General features: G+C 38.3%; 17 protein-coding genes. 3 read left to right on the forward strand and 14 right to left on the reverse strand.

Annotation, left to right across the window (positions count from 1 at the left end; all coding sequences use genetic code 11):
• Window positions 1-572: 572 nt before the first annotated feature.
• The 6 genes from F6K40_RS17070 to F6K40_RS17095 all read right to left on the reverse strand — a co-directional run bounded on the left by F6K40_RS17070 (window position 573) and on the right by F6K40_RS17095 (window position 4121).
• The gene (locus F6K40_RS17070) at window positions 573-710 is read right to left on the reverse strand and encodes a hypothetical protein (protein WP_293137886.1); all 138 of its coding nucleotides are present in this window, start codon (window positions 708-710) and stop codon (window positions 573-575) included.
• A 29-nt stretch (window positions 711-739) separates the two neighbouring features.
• On the reverse strand, window positions 740-1762 hold the full coding sequence (locus tag F6K40_RS17075) for a catalase family protein (protein ID WP_293137888.1): 1023 nt from the start codon (window positions 1760-1762) through the stop codon (window positions 740-742).
• Between the two features lie 167 nt (window positions 1763-1929).
• Complete coding sequence (locus tag F6K40_RS17080; protein WP_293137889.1) at window positions 1930-3312, reverse strand: hypothetical protein; 1383 nt, start codon at window positions 3310-3312, stop codon at window positions 1930-1932.
• 123 nt (window positions 3313-3435) lie between these two features.
• Window positions 3436-3588, reverse strand: coding sequence for a hypothetical protein (locus F6K40_RS17085; protein ID WP_293137890.1), 153 nt, complete (start codon window positions 3586-3588; stop codon window positions 3436-3438).
• 173 nt (window positions 3589-3761) lie between these two features.
• Complete coding sequence (locus F6K40_RS41375) at window positions 3762-3887, reverse strand: hypothetical protein (RefSeq protein WP_293137891.1); 126 nt, start codon at window positions 3885-3887, stop codon at window positions 3762-3764.
• Between the two features lie 111 nt (window positions 3888-3998).
• Window positions 3999-4121, reverse strand: coding sequence for a hypothetical protein (locus F6K40_RS17095; RefSeq protein WP_293137893.1), 123 nt, complete (start codon window positions 4119-4121; stop codon window positions 3999-4001).
• Window positions 4122-4148: 27 nt separating this feature from the next.
• Here F6K40_RS17095 and F6K40_RS17100 point away from each other — a divergent pair, with 27 nt between their 5' ends.
• Complete coding sequence (locus tag F6K40_RS17100; RefSeq protein WP_293137895.1) at window positions 4149-4349, forward strand: hypothetical protein; 201 nt, start codon at window positions 4149-4151, stop codon at window positions 4347-4349.
• Window positions 4350-4634: 285 nt separating this feature from the next.
• On the opposite strand, the gene F6K40_RS17105 is transcribed toward F6K40_RS17100, so the two are convergent.
• From F6K40_RS17105 to F6K40_RS17140, 8 genes are all read right to left on the reverse strand, one after another.
• Complete coding sequence (locus tag F6K40_RS17105) at window positions 4635-5648, reverse strand: DUF2235 domain-containing protein (protein ID WP_293137897.1); 1014 nt, start codon at window positions 5646-5648, stop codon at window positions 4635-4637.
• 94 nt (window positions 5649-5742) lie between these two features.
• Window positions 5743-6117, reverse strand: coding sequence for a four helix bundle protein (locus tag F6K40_RS17110; RefSeq protein WP_293137899.1), 375 nt, complete (start codon window positions 6115-6117; stop codon window positions 5743-5745).
• 342 nt (window positions 6118-6459) lie between these two features.
• Window positions 6460-7047: a hypothetical protein gene (locus F6K40_RS17115; RefSeq protein ID WP_293137901.1), complete on the reverse strand. Its 588-nt coding sequence runs from the start codon at window positions 7045-7047 to the stop codon at window positions 6460-6462.
• Window positions 7048-7368: 321 nt separating this feature from the next.
• Window positions 7369-8502: a type II secretion system F family protein gene (locus F6K40_RS17120; RefSeq protein ID WP_293137903.1), complete on the reverse strand. Its 1134-nt coding sequence runs from the start codon at window positions 8500-8502 to the stop codon at window positions 7369-7371.
• A gap of 258 nt (window positions 8503-8760) precedes the next feature.
• Window positions 8761-8898, reverse strand: coding sequence for a hypothetical protein (locus tag F6K40_RS17125; RefSeq protein WP_293137905.1), 138 nt, complete (start codon window positions 8896-8898; stop codon window positions 8761-8763).
• Window positions 8899-8913: 15 nt separating this feature from the next.
• The gene (locus F6K40_RS17130) at window positions 8914-10020 is read right to left on the reverse strand and encodes a type IV pilus twitching motility protein PilT (RefSeq protein ID WP_293137907.1); all 1107 of its coding nucleotides are present in this window, start codon (window positions 10018-10020) and stop codon (window positions 8914-8916) included.
• Between the two features lie 263 nt (window positions 10021-10283).
• The gene (locus F6K40_RS17135) at window positions 10284-10442 is read right to left on the reverse strand and encodes a hypothetical protein (protein ID WP_293137909.1); all 159 of its coding nucleotides are present in this window, start codon (window positions 10440-10442) and stop codon (window positions 10284-10286) included.
• 27 nt (window positions 10443-10469) lie between these two features.
• Complete coding sequence (locus F6K40_RS17140; protein ID WP_293137911.1) at window positions 10470-12638, reverse strand: GspE/PulE family protein; 2169 nt, start codon at window positions 12636-12638, stop codon at window positions 10470-10472.
• A 1467-nt stretch (window positions 12639-14105) separates the two neighbouring features.
• On the opposite strand from F6K40_RS17140, the gene grpE reads away from it, so the two are divergent.
• Window positions 14106-14831, forward strand: coding sequence for a nucleotide exchange factor GrpE (gene grpE / locus F6K40_RS17145; protein WP_293137913.1), 726 nt, complete (start codon window positions 14106-14108; stop codon window positions 14829-14831).
• A 427-nt stretch (window positions 14832-15258) separates the two neighbouring features.
• The gene (dnaK, locus tag F6K40_RS17150; RefSeq protein ID WP_293137915.1) at window positions 15259-17358 is read left to right on the forward strand and encodes a molecular chaperone DnaK; all 2100 of its coding nucleotides are present in this window, start codon (window positions 15259-15261) and stop codon (window positions 17356-17358) included.
• Window positions 17359-17864: the final 506 nt, after the last annotated feature.

Raw genomic sequence — 17864 nt, forward strand, 5'->3', positions numbered from 1 at the left:
ATGCCCTTCCCACCTGAAAAGATCAGGAACGGGCATCCTTCCCATTCCACAAAAGTCTTAAAATCATCCCTTATTTATGCAACGCCTCATCCAAAAATTTCAATAACTATAACGTTGCAGTTTGGGGCGTGACCCCTCATAGCGCCAAAAAAATCAGAAAACATTACCGTAGGGGTTGTCAAACCAAACCCTCATATAACCAAACTTCCCACCCGGACCACACTCTGCTTTTCTCCGCCAACCCTACTTAAACTCCTCACTTTTAAGGCATTGCTCAGGGGCGGGATGAATATAACTTGGAAGGATGCCCTTCCCACCTGAAAAGATCAGGAACGGGCATCCTTCCCATTCCACAAAAGTCTTAATAACGGGCAAGATGCCCATTCCACAGCGTATTTATGCAACGCCTCATCCAAAAATTTCAATAACTATAACGTTGCAGTTTAGGGTATGACCCCTCATAGCGCTAAAAAAATCAGAAAACATTACCTTAGGGGTTGTGAAACCAAACCCTCATATAACCACGCTTCCCCTCCTGGGAGTAGGACTAATTCTTTGTCGCCAGAGAATATTTACGGTTTGCCTCCTGCCTGGGGAAGATGGGGATACGCAAGCTGCATGAATAAAAGCGGACTTTTCTCCCACACCTCCCACACTTCCCACACTCCCCACACCTCCCACACTCCCCACACTCCCCACACCTCCCACACTCTGCTTTTCTCAGCAAACCCTACTTAAACTACTCACTTTTTTTATATAAAAAGCTTCTTACTGCCAGAGATAACCCATAAATCCGAACACGGGCAGCATTTACAGAATTAGGATCTTTGGAAGAAAACCCCTCCACAGCACCTAAAGAATCTGGTTGCCTGCCAATATTAAAAGAGAGTTTCTCCGTTTCCTCAAAAGATAGCGCTCTTTCAAGTCTCACTGTTGCTAAATCAAGCCAAGGAGAAGTTTCCTCGCTCCAGTCTCGCTCCTGCGTAAAAATTGCAGTTTTATCTCCTTGAATATCCTCATGCAAACGCAATTGCAGATGAAAAATTAAAGGTTGTCTTGATAATCTATCAATATATTCCTTGCGGAGATAATCAATAGGTCTTGTCTCCTCCGGAAGTCGCTTTTGCAACCAAGGCTTTTCCAGATCGCTCCCGAATACACTCCCAGAATCTACTCCCCGATCTTCGGGAATTAAACGATATTTAACATATCTGAGTTTTCCATCTTTTGCTTTAAAGTAATTTACCAACTTCGAGTAATAATACATCTGACTAAAAGACTCAGGGGCACGTCGCATGGTTTCAGCAAAAATTTCTTTGAAGATAGGTTCTTTTTGACAATAACCCTCAAGTCCCTTAGAACTAACCGGTTCGTCCTCTCCTTTATCGCTTATCGATGCCAAAGTAAAATTCCAAAATTCAATGATATCTCGAAATGTGCGCGGCCCCGTATTCATAATGATATCAAGTGGACTCTTCTCTGGTTGCTCGCTGAGTTTGAGAGACGCACTGCGAAGATCCATCGCTGCATCATCCTCAAATGTCACCGCACCATGGCGAATTTGTAAGGGAAAAACTTTTCCTGGTTGCCAAAACTCATGTTCTGGAAATTCCGGGCGTTCCACCACTTTCAAAGTTCCAGCACCACCGACGCCATATTTATGAGTTGCACGTCCTTTATTTTTAAATGCTGCCAACATAAAAAGTAACGAGGCACCAATTAAGTAAAAAAAGAACACAATAGTATCCGAAATTTTTTTCATCAATCTCTCCATCTTTATACCTCCAGGGGACTCCCGTTATAGCGAAGCTTAATGGATATCAACAAATAAACTGAGCAAAGCGAATCCTTGTTAAAAAGCATAATTGTATCCGTCATTTTTGTGTATAAGAGTTTTGTGACTCTGAAAAAACATACTGGCGCTTTCTTCTAAATATTAATACTCATCATAATCCATCCAAGAGGAATTCCTGGTTCGATGCGATCGCGATATTCCCAAAGTAGTTTTTTCAGAGGCAGGGGAGCAAATTCAATAGCAGGGTTGTAACGAAGACTTCCTAAAGTCCACATTAACTTAACTTGAGCATCATATCGCTCTTCAACCTTTTTGGCATCATAGTTAGGATCATCTTTATCCCACAATCCGATCGCCGTATATTCAACATCTCCACCATCTTCATATTGTTTATTATTTACCCAAGAATGGAAAAAAGTACAGTGATAGAGAACATAAACGCAAAGCTGTTGCAAATCTTTTTCGTCGTTAATTGCTAATTTTTCCTTGGGTTTGAAAATTGAATGAGTAACTAAATCTTGAGACATACCCTCAATTTCATGCCAATGATTTTGAATTTCCTGTTGATTATTAGCAAAAAATTCAGAAACATATTTTTCCAGTAACTCCCACATAGCAAGGGCAGCGCGATCGAAATAATTATTATCGATCGGATCGGGTAGAGTTTGTATTGCTGGAGACCAGTGATAATTCAATATAGCAATTTCTTCTACTAGAACCCCCTCCACGCTTTTTGCATCCAAAGCAGAAGCTTCCGGAATAAATCCCGTATTTCCGATAATCAGGGATGATCCTTTCTTGTCGATACTAATTAAACCTTCAAAGTGATCCCATAGTAGCTCGCGAATAGGACTCTTGATGACATTCCGATAAAATGCCATGGCATATTGATCCATATTCATGTGAGTCCGTCCCAAATGAGACTGAATTTCCTGAAAGACGTATTCGGCACTGCGAAAATAATATTTTGCTTTTTCCCAGTCTTGGCCATCTCTAGGAAAGCAATTAATAACTTGGTCTTTCCAGGAATATTCTATAGAGTGAACGTGGAGAGCGCGATCGCTCAGTGTAAAACGAGCCTCACTATATTCAGGGAGTATTCCTCCGGGTTCGGCTTGATAGCGTCCAGTCTCATAGCGAACAGCATATTGCCATTCCTGGTCTTTAACCTGGTTCAATTTTCCCGGATTAAATCCATTTAAACGCCGTTCCACAAAATATTCATCGCTGAACTTATCAGGATGCAAGCGACTTAAGTTAGCAGGCATCCAAGTCCTAAAAGATGAACCTATCATGCTCCGGAAACCTAACTTTTTGGCCAATCCTCCAAAAGCCCAGTTAAGGAGAGGAATTAAAGGCAAGGTGGGGAAAACCTGCAAACCAAGATGAGCTTCATATCTTGGGGTTGGTTCAACTTCTTCAGGTAAGGGACTATTAACATCAAATCTGGGAAAGTCCTTTCCAGGCGTACCGTAGTATTTAAACCTTTCTTTGGGATTACTAGATGATTGGTTCATAGTTAATTAGTTATTCTTTACTGGTAGTTCAAAAATTATCAGGATCGAGAATGTCACAATTATCACCTACTATGCTCTTACCTAGCTTATCTTTCTTATTTATTTAACTTTTAATTATTTCGCTCACTTTGAAAGTAGGCATTTTCGCGACCATCTACAATTACTTTTTTTCCTGGTAGTCCTGCATTGTAATCGTGAAAATATATATTTTTTAATTTCTTCCCACACGGACCACACGGACCACACCTCCCATACTTCCCACACTCTCTCTACCATTCCTCAGCACCACCACCTTTTTCCTATACTATCAACTGAAATATTGTCTGTTAATTTCAGTCTAAAACGCTCAAAAAGTTAGAATTTTGAGCAAGAGTTGGGCAAAAAACTTGCTCTTCTACTCCTGTGTTCCCCTACTCCCCCGCTCCTTAAAAAGACTTTTTCAGCAAACCCTAAATATCATCAACCCCATCATCCATCTGAAATAAAATTTCTTCTATCTCAGTATTTGATTGCTCAACTTCTACTTCTATCGAATCAAATGTTGGTTGTACAACAAAAGCTAAATTTGCTCCCATTAATCCTCTTTTAACTCTTTCTGGAGTTTCATAAAATAAAACAAATAAAGGATAAATTTCCTCTGCTTCTTGAGAATAAATATATCCTCAAATTCAAAATTGAGGATTTATCTAAGAAACGGCATAGACATTATGAACGCTGATGACAATTATTCTATAACGATATTCTCCAATTTTAGTTTTGCCATAGTTCTGTTTCTTTAACTTTCCTGGCTGTTGTCCCGCGCTCTCCATCCCCCCTAACCCCCCAGGGTCAATTTATTGTCATCAGAGAAAAAAGTAGGAGAGGGTGGGGAGGTGTGGGAGGTGTGGGAGGTGTGGGAGAAAAATCCGCTTTTATTTATGCAACTTCTGTATCCCAATCCTCCCCATCTTCCCAATCCTCCCCATCTTCCCCATCTTCCCCATCTTCCCCATCCTCCCCACCCTCTCCCTAAATATTCTCTGGCGACAAAGAATTAGCCCTACCCTAACCCCCCGTGCATAGGGGGGAGGGGAGCGTCGGGATGAAAGTCTGGGCCAAGAGTCGGATATCTCCACAAATAAAATGTTTCGATTCCCTTGACTTTCGAGGAGGTATTTTGTTATAGTATAGGTCAAAACAGTGGGAGGACATCACCTCTGTCAAAACAGCAGTCAGTTTTTTTCTGACTGAAGAATCCCGCGTTTTCCCGTAAGGGCAACGTCGGGAGTATGTCAAATACACCCTTAACCTTACCCAAGACAAGCCACATAGGTAACTCCTGATTACTTCAAATTCAATTTAGGAAGAACTTTCTCTAGATTTTTTGGCCGATAATCCTGGCGATTCTTCAAACGCTCAACCGTGGATTCATGAAGTTCATCTATAGCATCGCTGACATCACGAAATTTAATTCCTGCCAATTTAAACAAACCTGGATCGTTTTTAAATTCGGATTGACTATTAGGTTGAATCCCTGTAGGAATTGCATCAATATCAAATTCTAGCCCTAACCCAAGATCGCCAATGGAATCAATCATCCATTTCAAAGCTCCATCTGACAAACCTCTATATTCTTCCGTACCACCACCGACACAACCATGTTCACCAGGGAACCACTTTTGAATCACTCGTTGATTTTCCGCCTTAGGGTTTTTCTTCATGGGAGTCACATCAAAAAGTTCTCGAACTTCATCTATTGCCATAGCGTGCAACGCATTCTGCACATATTTGTTTAATTTCGTGTCATAGAATTTATAACGGCGATTAAGTAGAGGCTTAAATTTTTGAATTAGGGGAATAGTAGGAATCCCTAGAGCACCTACGGTATCAAAACAACCGATTAAAGTAATAGGAATACGTTCACCGTTAAGTTTCCGGTATTCAGTAGCTTCCCTATCACTCGGTTTAATATTTCGTCGGCGATAAAGCTCGTAAGCTTCCGGTGCTTGCGTAATATAACGACGTTTTAGAAGCCCAGAACAGTAGATCATCCCTGCTAAACTTCTGACTGTATAAGCACCACGACTAAATCCAAACAGATAGATTTCATCTCCAGGAACATAGTTGAGACAGAGAAATCTATAGCCATCTTGTATATTGGCATCAATTCCCACTCCGGCAGCACCTCCTAATAGTTTTTGGTTTTCAGTCCCAATTCCTGAATCGTAAAAGAGGATTTGTGGGATTCCGTCACTAGCTATTGGTTTTACCCCTTGAGTAAGTTTTACGATGTTACTTGGGTAAGAACTTTTTAAATCTTGCCAGGTACCATCACAGCAAATAACTAAACGTTTCATCCTTAATTTTGTGCTTCACTTCAATCTTGATTAACTCTTCCAAGAATAACATATTATGAAATGAGTCATTACTCATTACTCATTACTCATGAGTTTAAGTGGATTGTTTTTCTTTTAATTTATTGATTGAAGCTGTTAATATTTTAATGATTCTTTCATTTTCTTCTATCATATTTTGAAATCTAGATTTTGAGACTATCTCCGATTTAATCATAATTTTTATCCAGTAAAGAGTTTCACTGGCTTCTTTTAAAGCTATAGAATATTTATTGATAAAATCTTTAGTTGATTGTGCATATTTAGCTTCTGAACAGTTTGCACCGATTGAGGTTCCGCTTCTCAAAAATTGTTTAGACACAACCTTGCCAGCATCATCAAAATCTCTTTTGTTTAGCTCAGAATACGTCTTGACAACTCTGATGGCAAAGTTTTCTGTTCTTTCTTGAATACTAATATTTACGTTACTCATAACTTATAACTCATATCAAATCCGGTTAAATAACCTCACTATCAATTTAGTAGTCAATAGTCGTAGGGGCGATTTCCTGCGGAATGCTGCTAATTACGCGAATCGCCCCTACAGTAGAAAATACTCAACCACTTATTTCTAGGGTGTGTCAAGAAGAAAGAAACTCAACTGCCTAGACTATCCTCGAAAGAAAGTAGATGCGATTATTGTATGTGCAATTAAACGGATTTGATATCATAACTCACAACTCCTAACTCACAACTCCTAACTCACAACTCATTACTCACAACTCATTACTCCTAACTCACAACTCACAACTCATTACTCATTACTCATTACTCATTACTCATTAATTCCATCATCCATCTGAGATAACATCTTCTGTACCTCAATATTAGATTCCTCAACTTCTACTTCTATAGAATCATAATTTGCCTGAATTACAAAAGGCAAATTTGCTCCCATTAATCCTCTTTTAACTCTTTCTGGAGTTTCCGAAAATAAAACAAATAAAGGATAAATTTCCTCCGCCTCTTGAGAATAAATATGTTTATAACCTTGAGGCATTACCCACTCATATTCCTTATCTAATAAAACCTGAGTTTCTCGCCAACGAGTAAGTAGATCGGAAAAATCTTCCTGGGGTCGATAAATCAAAACAAAAATTTCTACCCCAGTCTTAACCTTCCATTCTGGGTCACACATAAAAATTCCTATATCGCAGGGTAAAACAACAGTTTTTCCAGATTCATAACCATCTTTTCGTAACCGAATCACTGGCAAAGGAATAGTGATTAAACTATCTTCAGGCCGACGCAAACTTGGCACCATTTCCAAATACAATCTATATTGTTTAAGTAGTGCAATTGCAGCGTTCGGATTACTATATTCAGCTAATAATGCTTCATAATCTGACTTTTTTACAACCATAAATAATAATTTTTATATGCTTTTATATTTAACTTTAAATAAGGAAAAGGGAAAAAGGAAGAAGTTATAATGTAAATGTCAAAGTCAATTTGAACGATAATTAACATTGATAAATAGCAACTAGGAATTTATATTAAGGTAAGCATTCAGTTTTTAGAATTCAGCTATCAGCAATTAATAATTACTGCTATTAGGTAATAAGTAAGTAAGAGCAATGTTTTTAACGATTCGTTTGCCAAGAGCAAAGATATCTTATTTTTAAGAACTCTACTCCCCTATTTCCTTCCTATTCCCTATTCCCTATTCCCTATTCCCTAATTCCTAGAGATTTTCAAACACAGCAAACATAGGTAAATACATAGACATCAAAATCGAACCTACCATCCCACCAATACCCACAATCATTAGTGGTTCTAACATACTTGACAGAGACTTAACAGCCTCCTCAACCTCAGTCTCATAAAAAGCTCCCACCTTCATTAACATTCCATCCAATTCACCAGTTTCCTCACCAATAGCCATCATTTGAATCGCCAAAGAAGGGAAAACTTGTTTCTCCTGTAAAGCCAAACTAATCATACCCCCACCTTGAATTTGCTGTCTTGCATACTCAATAGACTGAGCGATCGCTTCATTCCCTGCCACATTTCGCACAATTTCCAGAGACTTTAACATCGGTACTCCAGAACGAGTCAAAGTACCAAAAATCATACAAAAACGAGCCACCGCCGACTTCTCTAGAATATCTCCAAAAATAGGAAGTTTGAGAAAAACTTTGTCAAAAAACAGCCTACCTGCATCTGTTTTATAAGCCGCTGAATAGGCAATATAAATACCAATAATTACTCCTATTGTAGTTACCTGGGGAATAGGAGGCCAAGTCCTACAAAACTCACTTATTTTTAACATAAACACAGTAAAAGCAGGCAACTCTGTACCAATTTGTTCAAAAATACCAGCAAAAGTTGGTAACAGAAAAGTTGTCATGCCAAAAAACACTGCTAAAGCAATAAACATAACAGTTTTCGGATAAGACATCGCTGAGTTAATTTCACTCAATGTCTTAGCATTTTTCTCCAACATAACTGCCAGACGATCTAGAACTTCATCAAGCACACCACCAACCTCTCCAGCAGCTACCATACTGATAAATAATTCATCAAAACAGGCAGGATGTTTTTTCATTGCTTCTGACAATTCGGTGCCTTCTTCTACTTCTCCACCAACCTGCTTAATAGCATACTTAATTTTGGCATTAGAAGTTTGGTCTTTTAAAACTCTTAAACACCGAATCATCGGTACTCCAGCATTAAACATTGCAGAAAACTGACGAGCAAAGATAGATAAATCTTTTACCGTCACCGATGCTATAGCAACATTTATTTGTTCTTCTATTATCTCTAACCGTTTTTCTAAGCTACTTTGAGGTTTTTTATTTGCTATATTACCAGCCATTTTATTCCTTCCTTGTTTTATTTAGGGTTTGCAGAAAAAGTCTTTTGGTAAGGGTAGGAGTCAGGAGTCAGGAGGAAAAGGAAATTATCGAGGAGCTAGGGGGAGTAGGAGAATAGGGGAGTAGAGGAGTAGGAAGCAAACAAAAAATATTTACCCCGTTGTAGTCACAGCAAGAATCTAATTTCTGACTTCTGACTTCAGCTATAAATCGAACTATAGAACCCATTTGCTATCAATACCCGCGATTAAATTTTTAAGTTAGGAGTCGTCGGTAGAAAGAAGCAATAATTTAAAAATACTCCAATGCACCCCATCTCCCCACACCTCCCACACTCCCCACACCTCCCACACTCCCCACACCTCCCACACTCCCCACACCTCCCACACTTCCCACACTTCCCACACTCTCCACTAACGAGCCTTTGCTTTCGCTTTAGCCTTAGTTTCCTTGGGTTCAGGACCGATCAAAGCTTCTAATTCATCAGGTTTAACTGCCTTAGCCATAGCATTTTCCCAAGTAGCCTTCCCTTCTTTGTAAAGATTCGCCAAAGACATTTCCATAGTTTGCATTCCCAACTTAGAACCCATTTGAATTTGAGAATAAAGCTGAGAATTTTTCGACTCCCTAATCAAGTTAGCGATCGCTGGAGTATTAATCATGATCTCGTGAGCAGCACAACGACCCCCACCTACTTTCTTGATTAAGTTTTGACTACATATACAAACAAGAGAGTTAGCCAACTGTGTCCTCATTTGCGGTTGTTGTTCTGGTGGGAAAACATCCAACATCCGGTCTACCGTACCCGAAGCTGAGTTAGTGTGCAAAGTTCCAAACACCAAGTGACCTGTTTCTGCTGCACTAGAAGCCAAACTAATAGTTTCCAAATCCCGCATTTCCCCAACCAGAATAATGTCAGGGTCTTGACGCAACGCTCCTTTCAGAGCATTACCAAAACTTTTCGTATCTTCCCCTTTTTGTCGTTGGTGAAACAAACTTTTTTCATTGGGAAACACATATTCAATGGGGTCTTCCACAGTCAGAATATGTTCACTACGAGTACGGTTAATCAAATCTATTAAAGCTGCCATAGTAGTTGTTTTCCCAGAACCCGTTTGCCCCGTCACCAAAAACAAACCCCTGGGTCGCTCCGTCATTTCTCGTAAAATCATCGGAATCCCTAATTTATCAGCATTAGGAATCTTAGAAGCCAAAGCACGCATACAAGCTGCCCAACTCCCCCGCTCCCGATACACATTGAGACGGAAACGAGCCAAACCTTTAACACCATAAGCGCTATCAAGCTCCCAGGTTTGCTCTAAAGTTTTCCGCTGCATATTATTGAGCATTTGGAAAATCAGAGTTTGTACTTCTATTGGTTCCATATTTTCCCCAAACTGAGGTTGAGGAGTCAACTGACCACTAATACGGAAAAAAATCGGCGCTCTTGCTTGAATATGAACATCCGAACCACCCTGTTCAACTAAGGATTCTAAAACATCCTCAATCATTAAAGACATAAATTAAACCTCCGCTTTATTCAGTTATCAGTTATCAGTTATCAGTTATCAATTATTAGTTATCAGTCACTAATTATTTTTGGGGTTGGTGAATTATTGTATGGTTTTTAGTAGGAGCGATTCGCGAATCGCCCCTACAGTAGTCAGTAGTTAAAACAGTTTTTTTCCTTACTATCAATCTTACTCCGATACAAATTTCATACCTTATTTCACCAATACCTTATTTTTTATACTAAATCTGGTTTACCTAGACCACAAATAAGTCAACAGCATTTAATCCAGGAATGAGAATTTCTTTTTTCTCCCTTGTCACCAAGTTGTCCTTGTTCTCCAAGTCTAGTCACAAGCAGAAAGTCAAAAACATACACTTCCCACACTCCCCACACCTCCCACACCTCCCACACTTCCCACCCTCCCCACACTTTCCCACACCCCCCACAAGTCTACTCCTACTCAAAGCGAGGAGTCATACAATAAGGACATTCTACCCACTCTGGTTGCAACTCAGCGTTACAAGACCTACATACCAGATTTAGTCTGGCCTGGCGTTTCATTTCCGCCTCTAAACCAGAATCGGTAAATGTTACCCGTTCCACCTCTTCAAAAGTTGTATGACCTTCTCGTACCAAATTCAAACTATACTGTAATAGAGGTATCATCCCCTCCTCTACCGCAGCTTCCTTAATTTGTTCCGTTGGCGCTCTTTGAGTAATTAAAGTTTGTAACCGCTCCGTAATTTTCATAAACTCATAAACACCCACACGACCTTTATAACCAAGACCATTACACTTGCGACATAACTCTCCCCTTTCTCTTAAATCTTCTCGTTGCTCAACTGGTATAGTATTTGCCCTATAGTATGTAAACTCTTCCTCCTGAGAAGGAACCATACCATAACGACGAAACTCATCAGGTTCAGGTTTATACTCCACTTTGCATTCACTGCAAACCCGACGCATCAGACGTTGTGCCACCACACCCAATAAAGCTGCTGAAACCATGAAAGATTCTACTCCCATTTCATCAAGACGAGCGATCGCTCCCGCAGCATCATTAGTATGTAGAGTTGTCAAAACCAAGTGTCCAGTTAACGCAGCTTCAATTGCCGTTTTTGCCGTTTCCTTATCTCGCGTTTCCCCCACTAGCAAAACATCCGGGTCTTGTCGCAGAAACGCCCGTAGGATACTCGCAAAAGTCAAATCTTTTTCCCGAATTACCTGACATTGAGTAATTCCGGGCAAAGCATATTCAATCGGGTCTTCTGCCGTACTAATATTAATACCAGGGTCATTTCGTTCTGCTAAAATCGAATATAGAGAAGTAGACTTACCAGAACCAGTTGGCCCCGTCACCAGAATTAATCCAAATGGACGACTAGCAGTTTCCCTCACCAGTTCCAAAGTTGGTATATGTGAAATTAACTTATCTAATCCCAGTTGGGTACTAGAACTATCTAAGATCCGCAAAACTATTTTTTCACCATACCGACTAGGCAAACTATTTACCCGGAAGTCAATTGTACGTCCCTTAAATACCTTGCGGATACGACCGTCTTGTGCTTGCCGTCGTTCAGCAATATCTAAATTTGCAATAATTTTAAATCGTGAAGTAATAGCCGGAATTACCTTTTTCGGAAATCGAAAATACTCTTGTAAAACCCCATCTTTACGCATCCGAATTTGAATAAATTCTTCTTGAGGTTCCACATGAATATCAGATACCCCCTCACTTAATGCTTTTACTAAAATGACATTTACTGCTTTAATAACAGGAGCATCCTCTGCAGCAGAGATACTTTTAGCGATGTCTTCTACTGCTGCGTCATCTGCTGCATCCTCCAGATCGGCATTCTCAAAGAAACCAGACTCCAACTCTAGCTCTTTTTTTTCTGCTTCTTTTGCCTTAGCAGCATCTTTTCTGGTTTGTTCGTTTAAGTAATAGTTGATTAGACTTTCATAATCTTCTTGAGTAATAACCAACCGTTGCAAAATTAACCCACGATACCTAAAGATATTTTTTAGCTCATCCAAAGCTTGAAGATTATCAGGGTTAACCATCGCCATCATTACAAATGGTTGGTTATTTTCATAATCCTTGACCAAATTTGCCGGTAATGAATCTCCAGAAAACTTTTCTAATTCTTCAACTAAACTACCTCCCGAATCACTGCTTTGCCTCAGTGCCTTTAAACTTTTCTCTTGACTTATCTTTCCTGTTTGGACAAACTGACTTGCTAAATGAGTTTCGCGACTAAATAGTGGTATAATCTGATTTCGACGACAAGTTTCAATTGGAGTTACTTTGTCAATTAAATAACATACCTGTTCTGGTGGTATTTGAGTAATTTCTGGGTCAAAAGCAGCTACACCATATAGAATCATCAATTCAAATAGTTGTTGCTTTTTATAATGTCTTAGTAATTCTGGCGGTAAGGGTTGTCCTGTTAAACCTTCTAGTAGCTCTGTCAGTGATTTGCCAGTCTTACGACTTTCTACTTGGCAATGTTGGAACTGTTCAATGTTGACATAGCCAGCTTGAACCAGTTTATTCCCAAAGGGAGAGAGATTACTGAGAGCAACTATAGCAGTGCGTGGATTGCGTGAAGAGGTTTGGGCCATGGCTGATAAAATTTTTCCTTAATCTAAATATTCCCTAAGTTTTTGATAAAATTTACACTTGCTTAACAAGTTGTTATAGTTCATAACAATATAGTCACATAAGACAGATCCTTATTTTATTTTGCAAGTGTTATCTTGACTTCTGACTTCGTTAAGCACCCCAATATTTCACTAGTGCAGGATAGCAGAAATAACTGACCAGTTACAAAATCCTCAAAGCCTTACTAAGGAATACTTTTAAATTTTAAATTTTAAATTTTGAATTTTGAATTTTGAATTCCGCGTAGCGGCACTAGCTTTTTTTCATTGTGGCATACTCCCACACTAACCTTGGGGTATTATAGTGTGGACTTCTCGCTCGTCGGACTCCACGAGTTTTAGAGACACTTTATTATAGTGTTAAAGATAGTAGGTAAAATTAGCTATTGAATGTCAAAAATCTATACCAGGAAAATGTTTTGCTTGATAATACAATGATTCGGTATAATGTGAAGTTGTAGCTTATAGCGCAATATTGGCCAACAACATAAGGCTATGTGGTCAGGAATTAAGTAGGACTGGCTGAATAAATCTGAAAGGATTGACATATAAAGGGTAAAGCCATTTTCTGTGGGAGAAAAGTGCCAGCTTTTTACTCTGATGAGCAGGAAAAACTCAGGACTTTGGGCAGATAACGGCAGAAAAATTGAGAGATAATTGTTCTGACTACATCTTTATGTAATCCACCATTTCTCCTGAGTCCTATAGTATTATTATGATTTATTTTTTAATAAACTTTTGATTTTTGAAGCCCTAGTTAAAGAGCAAATCCAAGCCAAAAGAGTTTTTAACAGAACTACTAACATATTCTGACAATATTATTTGAACAAAATGGTAAAATCATAGTTTATTAGTTGCAATAAATTATGATTAGTAAAATTTTTATAGATAGAAAAAAGAAAGATTTATTTAGCAATTTTTAGCAAATTTTTATAACGGATTTCAAGAATATATCTTGCTAAATAAATTCTATAATTTTTATAACCCAATATACTATATTATTACTTTAAAGAAGTAGAAAAACTTGGGTCTTATTTTTCCTCTTTAAAGAGGAGGATAAAAAGTGGTATTTAACCTTTGCGATAACATTCCGTAAGGAAAGTTTCCCGTAGGGTGGGATGATGGTTTACCTAAGCAGATCCAATGGACTAATAGATAAAGAATACTCCGTATTTTTAAGCCGGATGCTTTCCTAGGTAATGCTGCGCAAACAGCTATAGGAACTGATAACTGAAATGACCATCTTGCTACTTAAAGCCCAATAATTTCAAGTAAAAAGGTATCAAAATAGTCCTAAATAATATAAACTAATATTAACATAGTTAGAGCTATGTGTTTGTGTATTTATATTAGATTCCGGTCTGGTTGATTGGGATCAAAAAACAAGACACAAAACAGTAATAGCCTTAAGTATCAGGAGAAAATTAAATGGCAGGAGAAAACCCCTCTACAGAAACAAAAAATCAAGAAATAAATGAGAATATTCAAGATGTTGAAACTGTTGAGCAAAATGTAGAATTGGACTCATCTGAAACGGTTGAGAGTAATACAGAAGTCTCTGAAGATAATGCCTCGCAACATACAGATACGAAAAGTGTTGAAGTAGTTTCAGAAGAAATGGTCTTATTAAAAGAGGCTTATGAATCATTAGAAACTCAGTTAGAAACTACCAAGTTTCAACTAGAAGAAAAAGAAAGTCAATACAAAAGACTAGGAGCAGACTTTGATAACTTCCGTAAACGGACAGACAAGGAAAAAGAAGAATTAGATACACAAGTAAAGTGTTCTACAATCACTGAATTATTACCAGTAATTGACAATTTTGAACGTGCTCGCTCCCAGATTAAACCAGCAAATGATGGAGAAATGACTATCCATAAAAGCTATCAAAGTGTCTATAAGCAAATGGTAGACTCTTTGAAAAAGTTGGGAGTTTCTCCTATGCGCCCAGAAGGTCAAGAATTTGACCCTAATCTACATGAGGCAGTAATGCGAGAGGCAACCACAGAACATCCAGAAGGAACTGTAATAGAAGAGTTGGTGCGAGGTTATATTCTAGGCGATCGTGTACTCCGACACGCTATGGTAAAAGTAGCAACGGCACCAGAACCTACAGATGCTGAACCAGAGAATCAAACCGATCCAGAAAGTTAATACTGGTTAGTTATTTTTGATTGAATTATTCAGCTTTTAAGTTGTATTCAGAGTTACCCAAAACCAGCTACAAGAGAAACAAAAATGCTAAAAATTCAATCTAATTTTAGGAATTTAACTTAGACTTTTTTCTGAATACAACTTAAACAAATCAAACTAATGATTTGGGGGAGAGAATTAAAATTAGTAAAAATGGGAATAATTATATTATGAGTTACGTAATTAGCTGATTTTTTTACAGCTTTTGCATAAAAAATTATAGTTGATTAAAATGTAAAAAAAACGTAACTATCAGCTACAAAGTAATAAAAAAGGTAGATTTTTTTTGCTTTTAAAGCCTGAGTATAAGTCAGAAGCTAGAATGCTTCATTCCAATAAATTCCAATAAATAAAAAATATTTTTGACTATTAAGAACGCCGAAGCACTATGGGAAAAGTCATTGGCATTGATTTAGGGACAACTAATAGTTGTGTGGCCGTTTTAGAAGGGGGAAAAGCAGTTGTAATTTCCAACTCAGAGGGTGGACGTACAACACCTAGTATTGTCGGATTTGGCAAAGGAAATGAACGTTTAATTGGCCAACTAGCAAAGCGACAATCAGTAACCAATGCCGTAAATACAGTCTATAGCATTAAAAGATTTATCGGGAGAAGATGGGAAGATACCGAACAAGAACGCTCCCAAGTTCCCTACACCAGTATTCAGGGTAAAGAAAATACTGTAAATGTCCAAATTAGGGGAAAAAATTATACTCCTCAAGAAATTTCAGCTATGATTTTGCAAAAAATGAAGCAGGATGCTGAAAAATATTTAGGTGATTCTGTTACTCAAGCTGTAATTACAGTACCAGCCTATTTTACGGATGCACAAAGACAAGCAACTAAAGATGCAGGAACTATTGCTGGCCTCGAAGTGTTAAGAATTATCAATGAACCAACTGCTGCTTCATTATCCTACGGTATTGACAAGCAGGATGAAGATCGTACTATCTTAGTCTTTGACCTTGGTGGAGGGACTTTTGATGTTTCTATCTTACAGTTAGGAGATGGAATCTTTGAAGTTAAGGCTACTTCTGGTAATAATCATCTAGGAGGAGATGATTTTGATAATAGTATAGTTCGTTGGTTAGTAGATCAGTTCAGAGATCGGGAAGGGACAGATTTAGATCCAGATAAAATGGCTATACAAAGAGTGCGAGAAGCAGCAGAAAAAGCCAAAATAGAACTATCTTCTGCCCAGAGTACAAATATCAATTTACCATTTATTACGGCTAACGAAGCAGGGCCAAAACATTTGGAGACCAAGCTAACTCGCGCCCAATTTGAAAAATTGGTCCAACCTTTGGTAGAAAGTACGATTCAACCAGTTGAACAAGCTCTCAAGGATGCTGGGATGAAGCCAGAAAATATAGACAAGATTATTCTTGTGGGAGGGTCTACTAGAATACCAGCAGTTCAAGTAGCAATAGGTAATTATTTTAATGGTAAACCTCCTGATACTTCTGTGAATCCTGATGAAGCTGTGGCTTTGGGGGCAGCTATTCAAGCTGGTATTTTAGGAGGTGAAGTTAAAGACCTTTTGTTATTGGATGTGATTCCTCTATCTTTGGGGTTAGAAACTTTGGGAGGAATATATACTAAGGTGATTGAGAGAAATACTACAATTCCTACCAGTCGTTCCCAAATGTATTCTACTGCTGTGGATGGACAAACGTCTGTGGAGATTCATGTCCTGCAGGGTGAGCGAGCAATGGTTAAGGATAATAAAAGTCTAGGTAAGTTTTTACTGAAAGGAATTCCTCCTGCTCCGAGAGGTATACCACAAATAGAAGTTAATTTTGATATAGATGCTAATGGAATTTTGAAAGTTAGAGCTATTGACCAAGGAACGGGTAGAGAACAAAGTATTGAAATTAGTAATACAGGTGGTCTGAATGAAGCAGAAATTCAACGAATGCAGCAAGAAGCAGAAATTTATGCTGAACAAGACAGTCAACAAAAACAATTGGCAGAATTGAGAAATCAGGCAGATACTCTTTTATATAACTATGAAGTAACTATTCAAGAACATGGTGATGTTATTGATGAAGAGGTTGCTACAGAAATTGGCAACAGTTATGAGGAGTTGAAACAGGTATTGATTAATTCAGAAACTGAAGTTAATTATGACCAACTAAATCAGCAGATTGAAACATTCAGGGAACAGCTATTTGCTTTAGGTGAAACTTTATATCAACAAGGGGGCAGTGAAAAGCTGAAGTTACCAGAAGAAGATAAAAGTTCTAAAGTGCCTCAAGATTCAGAAATTAAAGAGTCAAAAACTTCTAAGAAAGTAGAATCAAAAATTACAGAGTCGGAAACTTCTAAAGCAGTAGAACCAGAAATTACAGAGCCAGAAACTTCTAAAATAGTAGAAAATGAGACATTGGTTGATACTAATTCGACTACAAATGACCAAAATCCAACTAAGGTTCAGCAAATAACTGAAGAACCTGAAAATGAATTTGGCAAAAATCCTTTTCTATAGATTTAAAGAGGGAGTAGGGATTAGGGAGAAATAGCACAAAAACTTAGGGATAATTAGTTCCCAATACATAGGTAATTTCCCATTCCCCATGCCTCCTAAGTTCTGTAAGTAGCAACCCGACGCCTCCCCTACCTGAGTGCCGACTCTTAACGAAAAATTGTGGTCTAGAGCCTACCTTTTTAAAGGGATAAAAAAAGACTATTCCTTATGTTAATCCTGAAGCTTTCCTAGGTCATGCTGCGCAAACAGCTAGAGGTACTGATAACTTAACTGATAACTGATAACTGATATAGCAGTCGAACCAAAGGTTAGGACATCTCTAAATCCTGAAATCCTTTGACAGTTTACTATTCCCTATTCCCTATTCCCTATTCCCTAGCGCGGAGCGCTATAACTGAAATGACCCTCACCCATAAAACTTTTTCAGTATAATCCTATGTGGATTTATTGTTAAGTCTATGCTAGACTAGCATAAGGCAAGAATAAATATAGTTGGAAATTCAAAC

It is taken from the genome of Okeania sp. SIO3I5 (assembly GCF_010672085.1).
In the GTDB taxonomy this organism is placed as follows: domain Bacteria; phylum Cyanobacteriota; class Cyanobacteriia; order Cyanobacteriales; family Microcoleaceae; genus Trichodesmium.

Excerpts from the sequence above, each read along its gene's own strand:
- F6K40_RS17075 (WP_293137888.1), bottom strand. The coding sequence starts at position 1,762 with ATGAAAAAAATTTCGGATACTATTGTGTTCTTTTTTTACTTAATTGGT.
- F6K40_RS17080 (WP_293137889.1), bottom strand. The coding sequence starts at position 3,312 with ATGAACCAATCATCTAGTAATCCCAAAGAAAGGTTTAAATACTACGGT.
- F6K40_RS17085 (WP_293137890.1), bottom strand. The coding sequence starts at position 3,588 with ATGGTAGAGAGAGTGTGGGAAGTATGGGAGGTGTGGTCCGTGTGGTCC.
- F6K40_RS41375 (WP_293137891.1), bottom strand. The coding sequence starts at position 3,887 with ATGGGAGCAAATTTAGCTTTTGTTGTACAACCAACATTTGATTCGATA.
- F6K40_RS17095 (WP_293137893.1), bottom strand. The coding sequence starts at position 4,121 with ATGGAGAGCGCGGGACAACAGCCAGGAAAGTTAAAGAAACAGAACTAT.
- F6K40_RS17105 (WP_293137897.1), bottom strand. The coding sequence starts at position 5,648 with ATGAAACGTTTAGTTATTTGCTGTGATGGTACCTGGCAAGATTTAAAA.
- F6K40_RS17110 (WP_293137899.1), bottom strand. The coding sequence starts at position 6,117 with ATGAGTAACGTAAATATTAGTATTCAAGAAAGAACAGAAAACTTTGCC.
- F6K40_RS17115 (WP_293137901.1), bottom strand. The coding sequence starts at position 7,047 with ATGGTTGTAAAAAAGTCAGATTATGAAGCATTATTAGCTGAATATAGT.
- F6K40_RS17120 (WP_293137903.1), bottom strand. The coding sequence starts at position 8,502 with ATGGCTGGTAATATAGCAAATAAAAAACCTCAAAGTAGCTTAGAAAAA.
- F6K40_RS17130 (WP_293137907.1), bottom strand. The coding sequence starts at position 10,020 with ATGTCTTTAATGATTGAGGATGTTTTAGAATCCTTAGTTGAACAGGGT.
- F6K40_RS17140 (WP_293137911.1), bottom strand. The coding sequence starts at position 12,638 with ATGGCCCAAACCTCTTCACGCAATCCACGCACTGCTATAGTTGCTCTC.
- grpE (WP_293137913.1), top strand. The coding sequence starts at position 14,106 with ATGGCAGGAGAAAACCCCTCTACAGAAACAAAAAATCAAGAAATAAAT.
- dnaK (WP_293137915.1), top strand. The coding sequence starts at position 15,259 with ATGGGAAAAGTCATTGGCATTGATTTAGGGACAACTAATAGTTGTGTG.